The following is a 20,628-nucleotide window of genomic DNA, read 5'->3' as shown; positions in this document are numbered from 1 at the left end:
CCAGCGCGGCCGCCACCGTGGCGCCGATCCCGCGGCTGGCGCCCGCGACGAACGCGACCTTGCCTTGAAGCGTCACTTGGGCGGGAACCGCAAGGCCCCGTCCAGGCGGATGACCTCGCCGTTGAGGTAGTCGTTCTCGATGATGCTCTGTGCCAGCTGCGCGTACTCGGTCGAGCGGCCCATGCGCTTCGGGAACGGCACCTGCGGGCCCCAGTACTGCTCGAGCTGATCGGCGGCTTTGCCGTAGGCCGGGGTGTTGATCGTCCCCGGGGCGATCGTCACCACCCGGATTCCCAACGGGGACAGGTCACGTGCGGCGACCAGGGTCATGCCGATCACGCCGCCCTTGGCCGCCGAATAGGGGAGCTGGCCGATCTGCCCCTCGTAGCCGGCCACCGACGCGGTGTTGACGATGACGCCGCGGCCGCCCTCCTCGAGCGGATCGGTCTTGGCGATCGCCGCCGCCGAGAGCCGCATGATGTTGAACACCGCGGTCAGGTAGAACGTGATCGTGGTCTCGAAGGCCTCCATGCCCAGCGGGGAGCCGTCCTTGCCGACCAGTCGTCCGCCGCCGGCGGGGCCACCGTGGGTGTCCACCGAGATACGCAGGGGCCCAAGCGCTTCGGCCTCGGCGATCGCGGCGAGCACGGATTCCTCCGACGTGGCGTCGGTACGCACGTAGCGCACGCCGAGCTCGGATTCCAGCTGCTTGCCCTTGTCGTCGGCGAGATCGGCGACGACGACCTTGGCGCCGGCGCCGTGTAGTCGCCGCACCGTCGCCTCGCCGAGGCCGCCGGCACCTCCGACGACCAGGGCCGAGCTACCCGCGATATCCATGCGCGTCCTCCTTGGAATTATCACTCTCGATATACGAGAATAGCATTCTCGCGTGCGGAACGGTCCCTCACCGGCGGGGAAATCGCCTGCGTAAGGTGTCGGGGGTGACCATCGACGACCTCATCGCCGCGGCTCGCGGAGGTTCACCGCGGGCCACCGGCAGGCTGCTCACCTTTGTCGAGAGTCCGCGCCGGGACGAGGTGCTCAGCGCGCTCGGTGACGTCGTCCCGGCCCGCGTCGTCGGCATCACGGGGCCGCCGGGGGCGGGCAAGTCCACGACGGTCGGCGCGCTGGTCGGCGCGTACCGGGCCCACGGCAGGCGCGTGGCGGTGCTGGCCGTCGACCCGTCCTCGCCGTACAGCGGCGGCGCTCTGCTGGGTGACCGGATCCGGATGTCGGCGCACATCAACGATCCCGACGTGCTGATCCGCTCGGTGGCGACCCGCGGCCACCTCGGTGGCCTGGCCGCTGCCGTGCCCGCCGCGATCCGGCTCGTCTCGGCGCTGAACTTCGACATCGTCATCCTGGAGACCGTCGGCGTCGGTCAGTCCGAGATCGAGATCGCCGCGGTGGCGGACCCGACGGTGGTGATCCTCAACCCGGGCGCCGGCGACGCGGTCCAGGCCGCGAAGGCGGGGCTGCTCGAGGTCGCCGACATCGTGGCGGTGAACAAGGCCGACCGCGAGGGCGCCGACCAGACGGTGCGGGACCTGCGGGCCGAGACCGCGGTCCCGATCCTGAAACTCGTTGCCGCGCAAGGTCAAGGCATCGACGAACTGCTCGACGTGATCGAGGCTCACCACCGCAGCGACAACCCCGGGCGGCGGTCGGCCCGGGCGCGCTCACAGATCCTGTCCCTGGCGCAGAGCCTGCTCCGTCAGCACGAGGAGCTGGATGCGCTCGCCGACGCGGTGGCCGACGGGCGCACCGACCCGTACAGCGCCGCCGCGCAACTCATCGTCGTTGACAGCGGGCGCTGAGCTACCCGGGCAGGTCGATCAGTCTTCGGGTGTAGCGCAGCAGCTCGCGGCGCAACGTCGCATCGTCGATGTCGGTGACCAGCGGATGCATCACGCCGACGGCGATCGCGCCGGACAGCATCGCGGCGGGGAGTCTGGCCTGCCGGCCCGCATCGCCGATCAGGACCGCATAGAGCCGGGCGATGAAGGCCTGGAAGGGCTGATGGCTGGCCAGGAATTTGATGATCACCGGGTCGAACTGCAGCGTGGCCACGTGCCGACGGCGTTCCACGGCCTCGTCGATGACCTGGGTGAGCACCAGCTCCCGGGCCCGGGTGGCCGACTCTTCGGCCTCCGCGGCCTCCAGAGCGGCCTCCAGCCGGCCCAGTTCACGCTCGGTCAGCGCGATCACGATGTCGTCCTTGGTCTTGAACTGGCGGTACACCGCCGCCTTGGTCACCCCCATCGCATCGGCGATCATCTGCAGCGAGGTGCCGCTGACACCGTGCTCGGAGATCAGGTTCAGCGCGGCGTCGAGCACCCGCGTCTGCGCGGCGGTGCGCGGTATCGCGCTGAACCGGGTGCCGGTGGTGGTCACACCGACGAGGCTAGCCGACCGGCTGCCGCGGTCCGGCTCCTGTCAGGACACCGACCGGTCGGTGGCCGCGGTGTATCCGGCGCGATAGCCGAACACCATCGCGGGTCCGATGGTGCCGCCCGCGCCGCCGTAGGCCTTGCCGGTGGCGCCGGCCATCGCGTTGCCCGCGGCGAACAGCCCGGTGATCGCGGTGCCGTTGACGTGCAGGACGCGTCCGTCGCGGTCGGTGCGGGGCCCGCCCTTGGTGCCCATCGCGCCGACCGAGACCGGGACGGCGTAGTACGGCGCGGTGTCGATCGGGCCGAGTGTCCGGCCGGCGGTGGTGTTCGCCGAGGTGTCACCCCAGTAGCCGTCGTAAGCGCTTGCGCCACGGCCGAACTCGGGGTCGTGTTCGTCGGCGACGTTGGCGTTCCACGCGGCGAGCGTGGCGGCCAGCCCGTCCGGGTCGATGCCGGTCTTCTCGCCGAGCTCCTCGAGATCGGCGGACCGGCAGAACCACTCGGGGACCGGCCCGTCGGGATCGACCCCGAGAAAGCCGTAGTGCTTGAGGTGGATCGAGTCGAAGACGATCCAGGCGGGGTCGTTGGCGTAACCGAGCTTCGGATCGAGGAAGTGGAACGGCCCGGCCATCGAGTTGTACTCACCGGCTTCGTTGAGGAAGCGTCTGCCGGCCCGGTTGACGATGATGCTGCGCGGGCGGGTGCGCTCCAGCCGGACGCTGCGGCTGCGCGGCTGCCCCTGGAAGGTGTCACCCGGGATCTGCACGACGGGGACCCACCACGCTTCCCCCATGTTGGCCAGGTCGGCGCCGTGCGCCATCGCCATCCGCAGTCCGTCGCCGGTGTTGTTGGGCGGCGAGACGGCCCCGCGCATCGGGCCCCGCAGAAACGCCTCCACCAGGTGCCGGTCCCACTCGAAACCGCCGGTGCCCAGGATCACGCCGCGGCGGGCGTGCACCCGGAAGTCGTTGCCGCCCTGCTGGATCCGAACACCGGTGATGCCCAGTGGATCGGCGATGAGCTCGACGGCGCGCGCCTCGGTGTGCGGTGCGACGCCACGGTCCAGCAGGCCCCTGAGCAGTCCCGCGATCAGCGCGGTGCCGGCGACGCAGAACTCCCCGGAGTCACTGTCGACGGACGCGTGGATGCGTGCGCGGGTCTCGGCGTCGATGCCGACGTTGCTGAAATCGGCCGGGAACGACGTGATCCGGGTGCTCCAGTCGCCGAGCCGGGCGAGGTCGAACGGCTTGGCGTTCAACGATCGCCCGCCTCCGGGCTTGCCGCCGGGCAACTCGGGTTTGTAGTCGGGGAATCCGGTGGCGACCTCGAAGACGAGATCGCTGTGCGCCTCCACGAAGTCGAGCATCGGCGCGCCGGTCCGCACGAACGTCTCGACGAGCTCGTCGTCCATGTACCCCAGCGACTGGGCGCGCAGGTACGCCATCGCATCCTCGACGGTCAGTTCGCCGTCGGCCGACCGGTTGTGCGCCGGGATCCACACGATCCCGCCGGACACCGCGGTGGTCCCGCCGACGGTGGCCGCCTTCTCGTAGACCTCGACGGCGGCGCCGTGGACGGTGGCGGTCAGCGCCGCGGTGAGACCCGCACCGCCACTGCCCAGCACGACGACGTCGACCTCATGGTCCCACTCGGTCATCGCTGTCTCCTTCCGATGGTTGCTGCCCGGCCCGGCTCAGCTCAGGACGGCCGACAGGTCGCTCGCCGCCTTGATCACCGACTCCCGGCCGTCGAGGACGACGTCCTCGCGGTGCGAGATCAGGTTGATACAGGTGGGCGGCGACGGTGACTTCCGGCGCACCGGCACCGCCAGACCGTAGGTGTTGGGCTCGATCTCGCCGTGGGTGATGACCCAGCCCTGTTGGCGGGTCTGCTGGACGAGGTCGCGTTCGCCGGGGCGCGGCGGCATGCTCGCCAGCAGCGCGATCCCGGCGGCGCCGCGGTCGAGCGGATAGCGGCTGCCTTCATGAAAGGACAACTGGTAGTACACGTTCGTCGGAACCATCACCGCGACGGCGACCTGCTGATCGCCCTCGGCGACGAGCAGCGACACCGTGGTGCCGAGCTCGTCGGCCAGCGCGCGCAGGGTGGGCACGCACAGTTGCCGGACATTGTTGTCGAACGACGCGCCGAGCACCGCCAGCGCGGCCGCCGAACGGTATCTGCCGTCGTCCCCCTTGGCCACGAACCGGAACTGTGCCAGCGTGCTGAGCAGCCGGTAGGCGATGGTCCGGTGCACGCCGATGTCGTCGGCCACCTGGGCGACGGTCAGTCCCGTCGGCGAGCTGGCCACCAACTGCAGAGCGTGGAGTCCGCGGGCCAGCGTCTGGGAGCCGGGCGCACTGGGACCTGCAGCGGCGGACCCGGGTGCACCCGCGGCGGGCAGATGATCACCGGCCGGTCGATTCATGCGGACCTTCCTTGACAGATCTCTGTCGTGAGAGTGATGCTCTGACTATAGTGCACGTATATGTGCGATAAATGAACAGAACGCTTACAGATTTCGAGAATCTGATTCTCGCAGTCGAGGTCTCGGCTGGGACTCCAGGAAGGAGTGCAGGGTGGCGGAGTTCGAGAGCGTATGGAGTGACCTGCAGGGCGTCCCGTTCTCCCAGGGGTTCCTCGATGCGGCCGGCGTCCGCACCCGCTACCTGCACGCCGGCGATCCCGCCAAACCGGCGCTGGTGTTCCTGCACGGATCCGGCGGCCACGCCGAGGCGTACGTGCGCAATCTCGAGGCGCACGCCGAGCACTTCTCGACGTGGTCGATCGACATGCTCGGTCACGGCTACACCGACAAGCCCGGTCATCCGCTCGAAATACCGCATTACGTCGACCATCTGGCCGCTTTCCTGGATGCCATCGGCGCACAGCGGGCGCACATCAGCGGTGAGTCGCTGGGCGGCTGGGTCGCCGCGCGCATCGCCGCCGACCGGCCGGAGCGGGTGGACCGCCTGGTCCTCAACACCGCGGGCGGTTCACAGGCCGACCCGGAGGTGATGAAGCGGATCATCACGTTGTCGATGGCCGCGGCGGAGAACCCGACGTGGGAGACCGTCCAGGCGCGGATCAAATGGTTGATGGCCGACAAGACGAAGGACTACGACGACATCGTGGCCAGCCGGCAGCGGGTGTACCGCCAGCCGGGATTCGTCAACGCGATGCGCGACATCATGGCGTTGCAGGATCCCGAGATCCGGGCCCGAAACCTGCTCGGCCCCAACGAGTACGGTGCCATCATTGCGCCCACGCTGGTGGTGTGGACCAGCGACGACCCGACCGCCGACGTCGAGGAGGGCCGGCGTATCGCGTCGATGATCCCCGGCGCCCGCTTCGAGGTGATGCCCGGTTGCGGTCACTGGCCGCAGTACGAAGACCCCAAGACGTTCAACCGGTTGCATCTGGATTTCCTGCTGGGGCGCGCGTGACCACCCCGGAGGCGACCCCTGACGTCGACGTCGTGATCGTCGGCGCCGGCCCCTCCGGCCTGACGCTGGCGAACATCCTTGGGCTGCAAGGGGTCCGGACTCTCGTCGTCGACGAACGCGACACCCTCATCGACTATCCGAGGGGAGTCGGTCTCGACGACGAAGCGCTGCGCACGTTCCAGTTCATCGGTCTGGTCGACCGGGTGCTGCCGCACACCGTGCCCAACCAGATCCTGCGCTTCTTCGACGCCGACCGGAAACTGCTCGCCGAGATGGCGCCACCGGATGCGCGGTTCGGCTGGCCCAAGCGCAACGGGTTCGTCCAGCCGATGGTCGACGCCGAACTGTTCAAGGGGCTGGAGCGGTTCGATCATGTGGAGGTGCGGTTCGGGCACCGCATGCAGGCCTGCACCGAGACCGCCGACGGCGTCACCGTCGGATTCGACGGCGACCGGGAACCGGTACGCGCGCGTTACGTGGTTGGTTGCGACGGTGGCCGCAGCGTCACCCGGCGGCTGATGGGCGTGTCCTTCGACGGAACCACCTCCTCGACCCGCTGGCTGGTGGTCGACGTCGCCAACGACCCACTGGGACATCCGAACAGCGAGGTCGGCGCCGATCCGGCACGCCCCTACGTGTCGATCTCGATCGCGCACGGCATCCGGCGCTTCGAGTTCATGATCCACCCGGACGAAACCGATGAGCAGGCCGACGATCCCGAGTTCGTCCGGCGCATGCTCGGTCAGCGCGTCCCGTATCCCGAGCGGGTCGACATGATCCGTCACCGCGTCTACACCCACCATTCCCGGATCGCCGGATCGTTCCGTAAGGGCCGCCTGCTGCTGGCCGGTGACGCCGCGCATCTGATGCCGGTCTGGCAGGGCCAGGGCTACAACAGCGGGATCCGTGACGCGGCGAACCTCGGGTGGAAGCTGGCCGCGGTGGTCCGCGGACATGCCGGCGACGCGCTGCTCGACACCTACGACGTCGAGCGCCGCAAGCACGCGCGCGCGATGATCGACCTGTCCACGATGGTGGGCCGGGTCATCTCGCCGACCAACCGCCGGGTGGCCGCATTGCGGGACCGCGTGATCCACGCCGCGTCGGTGGTGCCGACGTTGAAGCGCTACATCCTCGAGATGCGCTTCAAGCCGATGCCGCGGTACCTGCAGGGCGCCGTCCACCACGACGCGCAGCCGTCGCCGAACTCGCCGACCGGCACGTTGTTCATCCAGCCGCGCGTCGACACCCGGGCCGCGCAGAACGTCCTTCTCGACGATGTGCTCGGATCGGGTTTCGCCGTGCTGTGCTGGAGCAACAACCTGCGCGCCGTGCTCGGCGAGGACGTCTTCCAGAGCTGGAAAGCGTTGGGGGCGAAGTTCGTCGAGGCGCGGCCGATGACCCAGCTGCGCTGGCCCGGTCACGACGACGCCGACGTCGTCGTGGTGGGCGACCGCACGGGAGCGTTGAAGAAGTGGTTCGACGTGTCGACCGATTCTGTGCTGTTCCTGCGTCCCGACCGCTGCATCGCCGCCGCGTGCATCGCCCAGCGGGCGCCGGAGGTGTCGGCGGCGCTGCTCGCCGCGCTGCATCTGAACGTCCAGCCGCTCGAGGGAGGAGGATCCGGTTCTCATGGCGAAATCACAGATGGCCCTGTGCTGCATGTCGCACAGTCCGCTGCTGAACCTTCCGGGACCGTCCCAGGAACTCCTTGACGACATCGAAGGCGCGATCGCGGCAGCGCGGGACTTCGTCGCAGAGTTCGACCCCGAGCTCGTGGTCACCTTCTCGCCCGACCACTACAACGGGTTCTTCTACCGGGCCATGCCGCCGTTCTGCATCGGCACCGCGGCCGAGGGGGTCGGTGACTACGGCACCCACCAGGGGCCGCTGGATGTTCCCGCCGACCTCGCCACCGACTGTGCCCGAGCTGTTCTCGCCGCCGACGTCGACGTGGCGATCTCGGCGGCGATGGACGTCGATCACGGCACCGTGCAACCGCTGCAGAAGCTCTTCGGCGACGCCACGGCCAAACCGGTGATCCCGGTGTTCGTCAACTCGGTGGCGACCCCGCTGGGACCGATGCGGCGGGTCCGTGCGCTCGGTGCGGCGGTCGGCGCGCATCTGGCCGGCCTCGGTAAGCGGGTACTGGTCGTCGGATCGGGCGGGCTGTCGCACGACCCGCCCGTCCCCACGCTCGCCACCGCACCACCGGCCGCCCTGGACCGCATCGTGCGCGGAGTGCCGATGACCGCCGAGCAGCGGCAGGCCCGCCAGGCGGCGGTGATCGAGGCCGCCCGCGAGTTCGCCTCCGGCCGGGGAGCACTCGCCCCGCTGAACCCGGACTGGGACGGGGCCTTCCTGGACCTGCTCGACACGAACCGGCTCGCCGAGGTGGACGGCTGGGACAACGGCTGGATCGCCGAGCAGGCCGGCAACTCTGCTCACGAGGTCAGAACCTGGGTGGCCGCCTTCGGGGCGCTGGCCGCGCAGGGCAGCTACGAAACCGGCAACCGGTTCTACCGTGCCGCACCGGAACTCATCGCCGGTTTCGCCATCCGGACGGCGGTGTGTACATCATGAGTTCTGCTGCGGGCCAAGCCTTCGACCACGTCACCGACGTCCTGGTGATCGGGTCCGGCGGCGGCGGGATGACCGCCGCGCTGGCCGCCGACTCCGCCGGCCTGGACGCCCTGGTGGTGGAGAAGTCACCGCGCTTCGGCGGCTCGACGGCACTGTCGGGAGGTGGCATCTGGGTGCCGGGAGCGCCGTCGCAGCGCCGGGAGGGTTATGTGCCCGATCCCGACTCGGTCTTCACCTACCTCAAAGAGATCACCGGCGGTCTGGTCAGCGACGCCCGGCTGCGCAAGTACGTCGACGCCGCGCCGCAGATGATGGAGTTCCTGGAAAAACTCAGCCCCTGGCTGGAATTCGTCTGGAAGCCCGGCTACGCCGATTACTATCCGGAGCTTCCGGGCGGGTCGGCCCTGGGCAGCACCATCAACGTGCCCGAGATCGACCTGCGCGTGCTCGGTGACGAGGAACAGCACCTGCTGGCGCCGCTGGCACTGGCCCCGAGAGGAATCTGGTTCGCGCCCAAGGACTTGCGGCTGTTCTACCAGGTCAGGCAGAACTGGCGGGGCAAGGCGGTGCTGCTGAAGCTGATCTGGCGGATGTTCCGGGCACGGGTCTTCGGTGACCGCATGGCCGCCATCGGCCAGTCGCTGGCGGCCCGGCTGCGGCTGGCGGTGAAGCAGCAGAACATCCCGCTGTGGCTGGACGCCCCGATGGCCGAACTCATCACCGATGCCGACGGCCCGGACGGGCGGGTGGTGGGTGCGGTGATCGAGAAGGGCGGGCGTGCGCTGCGGGTCCAGGCGCGCCACGGGGTGATCCTGGCCAGCGGCGGATTCGACCACGATATGCAGTGGCGCCTGCAGCACCTGCCCGAGTTGAACCGGGTCGCAGAACTCGCCGGACCAGGCAGAGACTGGAGCTTCGGCAATCCGGCCGCCACCGGGGACGGGATCCGGGCCGGGGAGAAGGTCGGCGCCGCAACCGAACTGCTCGACGAGGCGTGGTGGTTCCCGGCGATCTGCTGGCCCGACGGCCGGCTGCAGTTCATGCTCAACGAACGCATGATGCCGTCGCAGTTCGTCGTCAACGGCGAGGGCAAGCGGTTCATCAACGAGGCCGCGCCCTACATGGACTTCGCCCACGCGATGATCGAGGGCCAGCGGTCCGGCGTCACGCACATCCCGTGCTGGCTCGTCACCGACATCCGGTCGTTCCACCGGTACGTGGTCGCCGGCCACCTGCCGATCCCGAAGGTGCCGTTCGCGCCGGTCCCGACCGGCCGGAAGGTGCCGGCGGCGTGGCTGGAATCCGGTGTGGTCAAGACCGGCTCGTCCTGGGAGGAGCTGGCCGAGCAGATCGGGGTTCCCGGATCGCAACTGCGCCGGACCGCCGAGCGGTTCAACGCGCTCGCGGCCGAGGGTCATGACGACGACTTCAACCGCGGCGACAGCGCCTACGACAACTATTACGGCGACCCGACGCTGCCCAACCCGAACCTGCATCCGCTCGGCAAGCCGCCGTACTACGCGTTCCAGATCATCCTCGGTGACCTCGGCACCTCCGGCGGACTGCGCACCGACGAACACGCCCGGGTGCTGCGCGGCGACGACTCGGTGATCGAGGGTCTCTACGCGGTCGGCAACGCGTCGGCGGCGGTGATGGGCCGCAGCTACGCCGGGGCCGGCGCGACGATCGGGCCGGCGATGACGTTCGGCTACGTCGCAGCGCAGCACATCGCGGAATCGGCGAACACCGAGCAGGAACAACCATCCGTCACACGCCCCGAAAGCCCCGAATCTTATAGGAGGTAAACAGCAGTGAAGATCTCTCTGTTCTACGAGTTCCCGTTGCCCCGGCCGTGGTCGGACGACGACGAGCATCAGCTGTTCCAGCACGGGCTCGACGAGGTGGAACTCGCCGACAAGGCCGGTTTCTCCACCGTGTGGCTCACCGAGCACCACTTCCTGGAGGAGTACTGCCACTCGACCGCCCCCGAGATGTTCCTGGCCGCGGCAAGCCAGCGCACCGAGAACATCCGCCTCGGTTTCGGGGTCATGCACCTGCCGCCACCGATCAATCATCCGGCGCGCATCGCCGAGCGGGTCGCCACGCTCGACCACCTGTCCAACGGCCGGGTGGAGTTCGGCACCGGTGAAGGGTCGTCGGTCGCCGAGCTCGGCGGATTCAACATCGACCCGGCCGACAAGCGTTCGATGTGGGAAGAGGCCCTGGAGGTCTCGATCCGCTGTATGACCGAGGCGCCGTTCACCGGGTTCAAGGGCGAGCACGTGGAGATGCCGGCCCGCAACGTGATCCCCAAGCCGCTGCAGCGGCCGCACCCGCCGGTCTGGGTGGCGTGCACGCGGCCGTCGTCGGTGCAGATGGCCGCCCAGAAGGCCATCGGCGCACTGAGTTTCGCCTACACCGGGCCCGAAGCGCTCAAGGAGCGGGTGGACGGCTACTACCGGGAGTTCGAGGAGAAGGGCACACCGATCACCCCGGCGATCAACCCGAACCTGCTCGCGATCGGCGGCGATCTGTCGATGATGGTCGCGAGAACCGACGAGGAGGCGCTCAAGCGGCTCGGTATCGGCGGCGGCTTCTTCTCGTTCGGGATCATGCACTACTACATGACCGGCATGCACACCCCCGGCCGCACCGGCGTGTGGGAGCTCTACGAGCAGGCCGTCAAGGAGGACCCCACCCTGGCCTACGGACCCGGCCGCGGGGCGATCGGCGGGCCCGACACCGTCCGCGAGTTCCTGCGCGGCTACGAGGCCAGCGGGGTCGACGAGATCATCCTGCTGCTCAATCCCCGCAGCCACGAGGGCACGATGGAGTCCATCGAGATCATGGGCAAGGAGATCCTGCCCGAGTTCATCGAACGCGACGAGAAGGCGGTCAAGGACAAGGCCAAGCGTCTCGAGCCGGTGATCGAGAAGGTCGAGGAGCGCCGGCAGCACTGGGACGCCCCGCTGTTCGACGAGACGTACGCATTCGGCGGCCTGCCCACCGGCCGCGGCGGCAAGTTCACCGCCGGTGAGATCCCCGAGGCGATGGCCGAGATCAACGAGGGCCGCGTCAAGGCCGCCCAGGCCGAGAAGGAAGCCAAGGCTGCGAAGGAAGCCGCGAGCTGACCGTGACCCCGCTTGACGAGCTGGTGCGCTTCGACGGCAGGCACGCCGTGGTCACCGGTTGCGCGTCGGGGATCGGGGCGCAGGTGGCGCACCAGCTCGCATCTCTGGGCGCGCAGGTCACCGGCCTGGATTTGCGCGCACCCGAAGACACCTCCGCGGTGCATCAGTTCATCGCCGTCGACCTGGCCGACCCCGACTCCGTCGATGCCGCCGCGGCGGCGGTTGAGGGCAGCGTCGACGTGTTGTTCAACGTCGCCGGGGTGTCCTCGGGCATCGGGGATCCGCTGCTGGTGGTGCGCATCAACTTCCTCGGCATGCGCCAGTTCACCGAGGCGCTGATCGGGCGGATGCCGGCCGGCGCGTCGATCGGCAACGTGTCGTCACTGGCCGCCTCGGCCTATCTGGAGAACGCGGCCACCACCGCGGGTCTGCTCGCCACCACGTCGGTGGCCGAAGGGCTGCAGTGGTGCGCCGACCACCCGGACGCTCTGGCCGACGGGGGCTACCGCCAGTCCAAGGAGGCGATCATCCTGTACGGCATGCGCCGGGCCGTCGACCTGGGTGCCCGCGGCATCCGGATCAACTGCACCGCACCGGGTGTCACCGAGACGCCGATTCTGGATCAGCTGCGGTCGGCCTACGGGCAGCAGTATCTCGACTCGTTCACCGCGCCACTGGAACGGGTGTCCACGCCCGAGGAACAGGCCGCGACGCTGGTCTTCCTCGGCAGCCGGGCGGCCGGCTACCTCACCGGGCAGGTGGTGTGGACCGACGGCGGGATCCTCGCCCAGCGCATCTCCGATCGGATGACCGATATTCAGGCAGCACAGGGGAGTTCGTGATGACCGGCACCATGGGTGATTTCCGCAGGACGGCCGACGAGGTCCGTAACTGGGGAAGATGGGGTGACGACGACGAGCTCGGCACGCTCAACTTCATCACCCCCGAGAAGGTCGCCGAGGCCGCAGGACTGGTCACCCAGGGCAAGGTGATCTCCCTCGGCGGCGACTTCAGCTCGGGCGGACCACAGGGGGCGTTCAAATTCCGGCAGAACCCCGTCCACGTGATGACCGTCGACGGTGGTGACGCGTCCACGCTCGTCGAGTACGGCCCGCAGTGGCTTCGCAACGCGGTGGCCGCCGATGTGAGCGCGTTCTTCGCCGACAACCCGTTCCGGTTCAACGACGACATCATCGTGATGCCGCTGCAGGCGGCCACGCAGTGGGACGCGATGTCGCACGTGTACTACGAGGACAAGCTGTACAACGGATTTCCCGCCGACTCGGTGACGAGTTTCGGGGCGTTCCGCCTCGGCATCGAGAAGGTGGCAGGCAAGGGCATCACTTCCCGCGGTGTGCTGCTCGACGTCGTCGCGCACCGGGGCGAGGACACCTTCTGCGGGCCGGGCACCCCGATCACCCCCGACGAACTCGACGAGATCGCCGCCAGGCAGAACGTCGAGATCCGTTCGGGCGACGTCGTCGTCGTGCACACCGGGTGGTGGACGCGCTTCCTGGCCACCGGCGACGGCGGCGAGGCCGGTTCGGGACTGCACTGGACGTGCGCCTCCTGGCTGCACGAGCGCGAAGTGGCCGCGGTGGCCGCCGACAACCTGATGGTCGAGGATCCCGACCCCGGCAACGGTGTCGAGGGCACGTTCCTGCCGATGCACATGCTGTGCCTGCGCGACATGGGCCTGATGCTCGGTGAGTACTGGGACCTGGGCCCGATCGCCGCCGACTGTGCCGCCGACGGCGTCTACGAATTCCAGCTCGTCGCACCGCCGTTGAAGGTGGTCGGTGCGGTCGGTGCGCCCGTCAGTCCGATCGCGATCAAGTGAGTGGGAAAGTGACCAGTACCAAGCAACCGTTCATCGTCGGCCTCGGCGGGACGCTCCGGGCGAACTCGTCCACCGAACGCGCCCTGCGCTACTGCCTGGCGTCGGTGGAGAGGCAGGGCGGGCGCACCCGGCTGTTCGCCGCCGAGGACCTCGATCTGCCGATGTACGCCCCGCACGAGCTGGAGCGCACACCGCGCGCCCTCGAACTGGTCAAGACGCTGCGCGACGCCGACGCCGTGGTCGTCGGCTCCCCGGGCTACCACGGCGCGATCTCCGGCCTGGTCAAGAACGCGCTGGACTACATCGAGGATCTGCGGGAGGATCCGCGCGTCTACCTCGACAACACCCCGTGGGGTTGCATCAGCTGCGCCTACGGATGGCAGGCCGCGGTCGGGACGCTGACCCAGCTCCGCAGCATCGGTCACGCGCTGCGGGCGTGGCCCACCCCGCTCGGGGTGGCGATCAACTCCGCGGACCCGATCTGGTGTCCGTCCGGCGAGCTCGCCGACACCGAACAGGGCCGGGCCGTGGCCAACCAGCTCGAGCTGCTGGCTGGCCAGCTGCTGGCATTCGCCCAGACCAACAGGGAGAAATCGTGAGCGAAGCCAAGTCGGTGCTGGTCGACGGGACCTTATGCAGGGTAGACGGAGTGCCGTCAAGCGAGGCGGCGCTTGTCGAGTGACGTGGAGCAAGGTTGCTTGACGGTCGGACACCGGTCGGAGCGCTTCTGGCGGAGTGGGCCGACACAGGTCAGCGCGTGAATCGCTGGCCGAACTTCAGTCACAGTAGCTAACCTGTGACGCAGTATGACTAATTCGGATGACGACGCCCGGCTGCCGGCCGAAGCGCGCGCCCGCAAGCTCATCGACGTACAGCTGACCCAGGCCGGTTGGGTTGTCCAGGACAAGAAGAACCTCAACCTGTTCGCGGCGCAAGGTGTCGCCGTGCGCGAAGTTGTGATGAAACCCGGACACGGCCGTGTCGATTATCTGTTGTACGTCGACAAGGCCGTCGTCGGCGTCATCGAGGCCAAACCTGTCGGCACGCCGCTCTCCGTGTGGAGTGGCAGTCGACGATGTATGCCGACGGTTTGCCCGCCGACGTCAGGATCGCGGCCAGGACACGGGATGGCCGGTTGCCGTTTGTGTTTGAGGCTTCCGGCGTCGAGACCCACTTCACCAACGGGTTCGATCCGGAACCCCGCGCCCGGCTGATCTTCAACGTGCCGCGACCGGAGACACTCGCGCGTCATCTGCGTGAGGCCGAGACAAATCCGGATTACCCCACTTGGCGGGCGAAGGTCCGCAAACTTCCGGCATTGGACACCGATGCGCTGCGGCCGGCGCAGATCGAGGCCATCAACGGGGTTGAGCAGAGCTTGGCCAATCAGCGATACGACCGGTCGTTGGTTCAGATGGCGACCGGTGCGGGCAAGACGTTCACGGCGGTGACGCAGTCCTACCGGCTGCTCAAGCACGGCGGATTCGACCGGGTCCTTTTCCTGGTCGACCGCAACAATCTCGCCGACCAGACCCTCGGCGAGTTCCAGAACTACCGCACGCCCGATGACGGTCGACGCTTCACCGAGCTGTACAACGTCAACAAGCTGTCCAGCGCGGGCCTGCTGGGATCGACCAAAGTCACGATCTCCACAATTCAGCGGGTGTTCCGTTTCATCAAGGCCGGCGAAGTCAGCGATACCGACGACCCCGACATCGACGACTACATCCCGGACGCGCCGGTCACCGTCTCCTATAGCGACGCGCTGCCGCCGGAGACCTTCGACCTGGTCATCGTCGACGAGGCGCATCGCAGCATCTACGGGGTGTGGCGCGGAGTCCTGGAATACTTCGACGCGCATGTCGTCGGCCTGAGTGCGACACCGGGCAAGCAGACGTTCGCGTTCTTCCGGCAGAACCTGGTCTCGGACTACACCTATCCGGAATCGGTCGCCGACGGTGTCAATGTCGATTTTGACGTCTACCGCATCCGCACCAAGATCAGCGACCACGGATCGCACATCGACGCCGGCACCATCGTCCCCAAGGTGGACCGCCGAACCCGCGAACAACGGCTCGAAGCACTCGATGACGATCTGGATTACGTTCCGGGACAGCTCGACCGGGCGGTCACAGCCACCGATCAGATCCGCACGGTGCTGGAGACGTTCCGCGACCGGCTGTTCACCGAGATCTTCCCTGGCCGCAGTACGGTTCCGAAGACGCTGATCTTCGCCAAGGATGACAACCACGCCGAGGAGATCGTCAAGCGGGTGCGGGAGGTCTTCGGTAAGGGCAATGACTTCGCCGCGAAGATCACCTACAACGCCCGCAATGCCAAGGAACAACTGAAGGCGTTTCGCACCAGCCCTAGCCTGCGCGTCGCCGTGACGGTCGACATGATCGCCACCGGCACTGACGTCAAACCGCTGGAGTGTGTGTTCTTCATGCGCGACGTGCGGTCGGCGCAGTACTTCGAGCAGATGAAGGGTCGGGGCGCGCGCACCATTCCCGATGCTGATTTCCAGGCGGTCACCCCGGACGCGAAGACCAAGACCCGGTTCGTCATCGTCGACGCGATCGGTGTCACCGAACATGACTTCGTCGAACCGCCGCTGAACCGGCAACGCTCCGTGCCGTTGAAGAAGCTGCTGGAGAAGGCCGCCAACCTGACTATCGCCGAAGATGAGGCGGCCACCCTGGCCTCACGCCTGGCCAAGCTCGAACTCGATCTGACCGATGCGGAGCGGGTCGAACTCGATGAGGTGGCGGGGCAACCGGTGCGCGACATCATCCGCTCGCTGGTGGATGCGGTCGAGCCGTCTTCCACGACACCGGAGGCCATCGAAGAGGCCCTGGAGCCTATCGCGTCGAACCCGGAGCTGCGCAACCGTGTCCTGGAACTTCGGGCCGCGCATGACCGCATCATCGACGAGGTCAGCGCCGATGAGCTGATCGACGCCGGGGGAGTGGTGGACACCGGCAAGGCTCGGCACATCGTAGAGTCTTGGACCGCCTATCTCGAGGAGCACCGTGACGAGATCACGGCGCTGCAGTTGGGCTATGAGGCCGGGGAGCGACGCATTGACTTCGCCTTCATCGAGGGGCTGGCAGCGAGAATCGCTCGGCCGCCGCATAATTGGACGCCGGACGTCATCTGGAAGGCTTATGCCGCCATCGACGGTGAGAAGGTGCACAAGAGTGCCACCCATGCCGTGACCGACCTGGTGTCTCTCGTGCGGTATGCCACCGGTGTGGACGACGAGCTCGTACCCTACGGTGACCGGGTGCGGGAGAAGTACGCAGCCTGGTTGATCCAGCAGGAGCAGGCCGGTGTCACGTTCAGCGACACGGAACAGTGGTGGCTGGACCGGATCGTATCGGTCATCGCGAGCTCTGCCGGTATTCGGGTGGAGGACCTCGACGACGCACCGTTCACCGAACGCGGCGGGACCGACGGGGCAATAAGGGATCTGGGTGACCGGGCGGCGGATTTGCTTGATGAGCTGAATGCGGAGCTGACAGCGTGACTTGGCCTGTGGTAGCGCTCGGGGAAGTGGCAGATACCGCTCTCGGCAAGATGCTTGACAAGGGCAAGGACTCTGGCCGGACACGCGTGGAGTACCTGCGAAATGTCAATGTGCAGTGGGGCCGAATCGACACTGACGACCTCCTCACGATGGAGCTCGCGGACGACGAGCGAGAGCGCTTTGAAGTCAGAGCCGGAGACTTGCTCGTCTGCGAAGGCGGTGAGATCGGCAGGGCTGCAATATGGAACGGTCGGTCCGAGTACATCGCCTTTCAGAAGGCCCTGCACCGAATTCGACCGAGCGAGGTGTTGGAGGGCAGATTCCTCCGATATCTGCTTGAGCATCACTCGCAAAGTGGAGTACTCGCTTGTCTGGCCAGCGGCTCGACAATCGCTCACTTGCCGCAGCAGCAACTGCGAAAGGTGCCGGTGCCGTTGCCGCCGCTGCCTGAACAGCACCGTATCGTCGACCTTCTCGAAGATCACCTGTCGCGCCTTGATGCTGCTGAAGGCTACTTACGTGCTGCAGAGCGGCGACTCGATGGAGCAATTGTCAATACCTGTGGATCGGGGTGTTTCAGGCAACCTCCGTTCCGGTGTGCTGATCGCCATCTGACGGTGGTCTCGGCGGGGTGATGTCGGTGGGTCGCTCGAGCAGTTTGCCTTTGTGGAAGACCGCTCCGGCACGCACGAGGGCGACCAGGTGTGGGGCGTTGACGGCCCGCCAGCGTGCTTGCGCGGCGTCGATCAGCTTGTAGGCCATCGCCAAACCAGCCGCGCGTGATCCCGAACCCTTGGTGACCTTCGTGCGCAAACGCACTGTGGCGAAGGTACTTTCGATCGGATTCGTGGTGCGCAGGTGGATCCAGTGTTCGGCGGGATAGTGGTAGAACTCCAACAGCACATCGAGGTCATCGACGATCTTGGCAACCACTTTCGGGTACTTCGCGCCGAAGGCGACGTCGAACGCTTTGACCGCGACCTGGGCTTTGTCGATGTCTTCGGCGTTGTAGATGTCGCGCATGGCCGCCAGCGCGGCCGGATGTGCTGATTTCGGCAGCCCGGCCAGCACATTGGCTTGCTTATGGAACCAGCAGCGCTGCTCTTTGGTCTTCGGGAACACCTCTCGGACGGCCTTCCAGAACCCGAGCGCGCCATCACCGACCGCCAGCACCGGGGCGGTCATCCCACGGCGTTTGCAGTCGCGCAGCAGATCAGCCCACGACTCGGTGGACTCGCGGTAGCCGTCGGTGATCGCGACCAGTTCCTTGCGTCCATCAGCACGCACGCCGAGCATCACCAGCAGGCACAGCTTCTCCTGGTCCAAACGCACCTTGAGGTGGATGCCGTCGACCCACAGGTAGACGTAGTCGGTGCCCGAGAGGTCCCGGGCGGCGAAGGTGCGGGCTTCGTCTTGCCATTGCGCGGTCAGGCGGGTGATGGTGGTGGCCGACAACCCGGCGCCGGAGCCGAGGAACTGCTCCAGTGCGGGCCCGAAATCGCTGGTCGACAGGCCGTGCAGGTACAGCAACGGCAGTACCTCACTCATCTGCGGAGACTTGCGCGCCCAGGCCGGCAGGATCGCCGAGGAGAACCGCTTGCGTTCACCGGTGTCGGGGTCCACGCGGCGGTCGTTGACTCGCGGTGCTCTCACCTGCACGGCCCCGGCCGCAGTCAACACCTCCCGGGGCTGGTGGTAGCCGTTGCGGACCACCAGCCGGTGACCGTTGGCGTCGAGCTGGTCGGCGAACTGCGCCACGTAGGCGGCGACCTCGGCCTGCAACGCCGCGGCCAGCATCTGCCGGGCGCCGTCTCGGACGATCTCATCGAGCAGCGACCGGTTGGCGTCGTCGTCGTTGGCCTCTGCGGCGTCGTGAACTACGGTGAGCATGGGCGTACCTTCCCGAACCAGCGCGCCAACGCCGGCTCTTGATCAGACCTCGGATATTCAGATCATCCTCGGGAAGGTGCGCCCACTTTCACGCCCCCTCACCGAGGCTCATCCACAAGTTCTGATCGTTGCTCGACTCGATGTGTTGGTGACAGCTATCTTGTTGGACCTGATCCCCGATGTTGATGACTATCCCGCCAGCTGGGAACGTAGTTGCGTCGGCGAAGCGGGCATCGTCGAGTTGGGTCGTCAGCGTCACCCCGACTGGCACACCGGGCCGAACATGAAGCCATATCTCCGTGTCGCGAACGTCTTCGAGGATCGGATCGATACCCGCGACGTGATGGAAATGCATTGGCTTTCTGAAACATTCGAACGGTTCAAACTTCGAGTCGGCGATGTGCTCCTCAATGAAGGGCAGACACCGGATCTTCTGGGCAGACCGGCGATTTACCGCGGCGAACCGCCAGAGGTGGCTTTCACCAATAGCCTTTTGCGCTTCGTCGCATGCGACCGGGTTCTTCCAGAGTTTGCGTTGCTGGTGTTCCGACGCCACATGAGAGCCGGTCGATTCAAGCGTGAGTCGCGGATTACAACCAACATCGCGCACCTGTCTGCTTCCCGACTCAAACCCATCGAGTTCCCGATTCCTGATCTCACGGAGCAGTCGGAAATTGTCGAATCGGCCAAGCGAAACTTCGACGCAGTCGCACGGCAGCGTGACGAACTGATCCGCAGCAGGGCTAGGGCGAAGCAACTTCGCAGGTCCCTCCTTAACGCCGCATTCTCCGGCCGACTTATCGACTCTTCGTCGGAAGTACTCGAAGAACTCGAATCCGTATGACCGGCAAGCAGATCAAGCTCTTCCTGGTGGACGGCAGCCCCGGAAGCCTCACGACCGCGGAGATCACCAATTGGACCGGTCACGTTCTGTCTGCGCCGAGGTCCGAATTGGCAGATCTGCTCAAGCGCGATGAGGCACAACGCACCGGCGCCTACCTGCTGCTCGGTGAGGACGAAGAGGCGGTCGGAAACGCTCGATGTTACATCGGTGAAGCCGATGTAGTCGCCGAGCGGGCTGCGTTATCACCAGCGGGAGAAGGAGTTTTGGGACCGCGTCGTGGTGATCACCTCCAAGGACGCAAACCTGACGAAGGCGCACGGTCGCTATCTGGAAGCCCGGATCATCGAGTTGGCTAAGCGCGCCGGTCGAGTCAAGGTTGAGAACGGCACCGCTCCACCGCTGCCAGCACTGCCCGAAGCCGACGCCTCCGTCATGGACTACTCATGACGCAACTGGAGATCGTGCTCCCCGTGCTGGACGTCAATGCCATCAGAGTCCCCTCGGCGAAGCCCGGTTCAGGTGACAGCCGCGACGACTCACTATCCCCGGTGTTCCAGCTGCGCAATGGCAAGCTCGGCGTGGACGCCAGGGCCCAGCAGATCGACGGTGAGTTCACCATGCTCGCCGGCTCAACGATGGTCGCCACCTGGCAGGGCGTCGGTAAGGCGGAGAGCACCATGAAGGCACATGCGTCACATCGGGCTCAGCATGAACACTTGGTCGCCGATGGTGCGATTGCCACCGAAGCTGGGCAGGGCCGCGTCACAAGAAACATCCCGTTCAGCTCGCCCTCGACTGCCGCCGCTGTGGCGTTGGGTCGATCGTGCAATGGCCGGCGGGAGTGGGTCGCAGCCGACGGCTCGACGTTCGGATAGTGGGAGCCGCGGCATCGAGTAACGCACATCTCGGTTGTCGGAAGGTTCTGCGAGTATCTGAGTCGTCATCACCTGCGAACGAGGCAGAATTGCAGAA

At 67.0% G+C, this 20,628-nt stretch carries 19 protein-coding genes and 1 pseudogene; 14 read left to right on the top strand and 6 right to left on the bottom strand.

Annotation, left to right across the window (positions count from 1 at the left end):
* Both ASJ79_RS34535 and ASJ79_RS26005 read right to left on the bottom strand, forming a co-directional pair.
* Positions 1–76 (bottom strand): annotated as a pseudogene (locus tag ASJ79_RS34535) (short-chain dehydrogenase); the annotation flags it as partial.
* Complete coding sequence (locus tag ASJ79_RS26005) at positions 73–837, bottom strand: SDR family NAD(P)-dependent oxidoreductase (RefSeq protein WP_067961609.1); 765 nt, start codon at positions 835–837, stop codon at positions 73–75. The gene ASJ79_RS26005 and the pseudogene ASJ79_RS34535, both read right to left, overlap by 4 nt.
* Positions 838–941: 104 nt before the next feature.
* Here ASJ79_RS26005 and meaB point away from each other — a divergent pair, with 104 nt between their 5' ends.
* The gene (meaB, locus tag ASJ79_RS26000) at positions 942–1,817 is read left to right on the top strand and encodes a methylmalonyl Co-A mutase-associated GTPase MeaB (RefSeq protein ID WP_067961607.1); all 876 of its coding nucleotides are present in this window, start codon (positions 942–944) and stop codon (positions 1,815–1,817) included.
* Position 1,818: 1 nt separating this feature from the next.
* Here meaB and ASJ79_RS25995 read toward each other — a convergent pair whose 3' ends face one another.
* The 3 genes from ASJ79_RS25995 to ASJ79_RS25985 are packed head-to-tail and all read right to left on the bottom strand — an operon-like array spanning position 1,819 to position 4,821.
* The gene (locus tag ASJ79_RS25995; protein ID WP_067961604.1) at positions 1,819–2,394 is read right to left on the bottom strand and encodes a TetR/AcrR family transcriptional regulator; all 576 of its coding nucleotides are present in this window, start codon (positions 2,392–2,394) and stop codon (positions 1,819–1,821) included.
* Positions 2,395–2,436: 42 nt separating this feature from the next.
* Entirely contained in the window at positions 2,437–4,050 is a 1,614-nt protein-coding gene (locus ASJ79_RS25990) for an FAD-dependent oxidoreductase (protein WP_067961602.1), read from the bottom strand.
* A 36-nt stretch (positions 4,051–4,086) separates the two neighbouring features.
* The gene (locus tag ASJ79_RS25985) at positions 4,087–4,821 is read right to left on the bottom strand and encodes an IclR family transcriptional regulator (protein WP_231751046.1); all 735 of its coding nucleotides are present in this window, start codon (positions 4,819–4,821) and stop codon (positions 4,087–4,089) included.
* 151 nt (positions 4,822–4,972) lie between these two features.
* On the opposite strand from ASJ79_RS25985, the gene ASJ79_RS25980 reads away from it, so the two are divergent.
* From ASJ79_RS25980 to ASJ79_RS31670, 10 genes are all read left to right on the top strand, one after another.
* Positions 4,973–5,839 (top strand): alpha/beta fold hydrolase, encoded by an 867-nt coding sequence (locus ASJ79_RS25980; protein ID WP_067961600.1) that lies wholly within the window; start codon positions 4,973–4,975, stop codon positions 5,837–5,839.
* On the top strand, positions 5,836–7,554 hold the full coding sequence (locus ASJ79_RS25975; RefSeq protein WP_067961598.1) for a bifunctional 3-(3-hydroxy-phenyl)propionate/3-hydroxycinnamic acid hydroxylase: 1,719 nt from the start codon (positions 5,836–5,838) through the stop codon (positions 7,552–7,554). Before ASJ79_RS25980 ends, ASJ79_RS25975 begins: the two co-directional genes overlap by 4 nt.
* Positions 7,502–8,422 (top strand): 3-carboxyethylcatechol 2,3-dioxygenase, encoded by a 921-nt coding sequence (locus tag ASJ79_RS25970; protein WP_067961596.1) that lies wholly within the window; start codon positions 7,502–7,504, stop codon positions 8,420–8,422. The genes ASJ79_RS25975 and ASJ79_RS25970 overlap by 53 nt, the downstream gene beginning before the upstream one ends.
* Positions 8,419–10,227 carry an FAD-binding protein gene (locus ASJ79_RS25965; RefSeq protein WP_067961593.1) on the top strand — a complete coding sequence of 603 codons (1,809 nt, stop codon included), beginning with the start codon at positions 8,419–8,421 and terminating at the stop codon, positions 10,225–10,227. The genes ASJ79_RS25970 and ASJ79_RS25965 overlap by 4 nt, the downstream gene beginning before the upstream one ends.
* Positions 10,228–10,233: 6 nt before the next feature.
* Entirely contained in the window at positions 10,234–11,553 is a 1,320-nt protein-coding gene (locus tag ASJ79_RS25960; protein ID WP_067961590.1) for an LLM class flavin-dependent oxidoreductase, read from the top strand.
* Between the two features lie 2 nt (positions 11,554–11,555).
* On the top strand, positions 11,556–12,395 hold the full coding sequence (locus ASJ79_RS25955; RefSeq protein ID WP_067961588.1) for a coniferyl-alcohol dehydrogenase: 840 nt from the start codon (positions 11,556–11,558) through the stop codon (positions 12,393–12,395).
* A complete protein-coding gene (locus tag ASJ79_RS25950) occupies positions 12,395–13,393 on the top strand; it encodes a cyclase family protein (protein WP_067961586.1) in 999 nt (332 codons plus the stop codon). Before ASJ79_RS25955 ends, ASJ79_RS25950 begins: the two co-directional genes overlap by 1 nt.
* Positions 13,394–13,401: 8 nt before the next feature.
* Positions 13,402–13,992, top strand: a complete 591-nt coding sequence (locus ASJ79_RS25945) for an NADPH-dependent FMN reductase (protein ID WP_067961584.1) — start codon at positions 13,402–13,404, stop codon at positions 13,990–13,992.
* Positions 13,993–14,537: 545 nt separating this feature from the next.
* Positions 14,538–16,922: a DEAD/DEAH box helicase family protein gene (locus tag ASJ79_RS25940; RefSeq protein ID WP_231751048.1), complete on the top strand. Its 2,385-nt coding sequence runs from the start codon at positions 14,538–14,540 to the stop codon at positions 16,920–16,922.
* Positions 16,923–16,948: 26 nt separating this feature from the next.
* Positions 16,949–17,557: a restriction endonuclease subunit S gene (locus ASJ79_RS31670; RefSeq protein ID WP_197420378.1), complete on the top strand. Its 609-nt coding sequence runs from the start codon at positions 16,949–16,951 to the stop codon at positions 17,555–17,557.
* Here the strand turns inward: ASJ79_RS31670 and ASJ79_RS25935 are convergent.
* Entirely contained in the window at positions 17,499–18,812 is a 1,314-nt protein-coding gene (locus tag ASJ79_RS25935; RefSeq protein ID WP_067961583.1) for an IS256 family transposase, read from the bottom strand. The genes ASJ79_RS31670 and ASJ79_RS25935 overlap by 59 nt on opposite strands.
* Between ASJ79_RS25935 and ASJ79_RS32840 the strand changes: the two genes are divergently transcribed.
* The 3 genes from ASJ79_RS32840 (at position 18,811) to ASJ79_RS34525 (ending at position 20,531) form a co-directional block, all read left to right on the top strand.
* Positions 18,811–19,656, top strand: coding sequence for a restriction endonuclease subunit S (locus ASJ79_RS32840; RefSeq protein ID WP_156448658.1), 846 nt, complete (start codon positions 18,811–18,813; stop codon positions 19,654–19,656). The genes ASJ79_RS25935 and ASJ79_RS32840 overlap by 2 nt on opposite strands.
* A gap of 276 nt (positions 19,657–19,932) precedes the next feature.
* On the top strand, positions 19,933–20,103 hold the full coding sequence (locus tag ASJ79_RS34530) for a hypothetical protein (RefSeq protein ID WP_231751045.1): 171 nt from the start codon (positions 19,933–19,935) through the stop codon (positions 20,101–20,103).
* Positions 20,100–20,531 carry a DUF4357 domain-containing protein gene (locus ASJ79_RS34525; RefSeq protein ID WP_231751044.1) on the top strand — a complete coding sequence of 144 codons (432 nt, stop codon included), beginning with the start codon at positions 20,100–20,102 and terminating at the stop codon, positions 20,529–20,531. Before ASJ79_RS34530 ends, ASJ79_RS34525 begins: the two co-directional genes overlap by 4 nt.
* Positions 20,532–20,628 lie beyond the last annotated feature (97 nt).

Source organism: Mycobacterium sp. NAZ190054, assembly GCF_001545925.1.
In the GTDB taxonomy this organism is placed as follows: domain Bacteria; phylum Actinomycetota; class Actinomycetes; order Mycobacteriales; family Mycobacteriaceae; genus Mycobacterium.
Note: the sequence above shows the minus strand (reverse complement) of the source record. Positions and strands in the feature narration are given on the sequence as shown.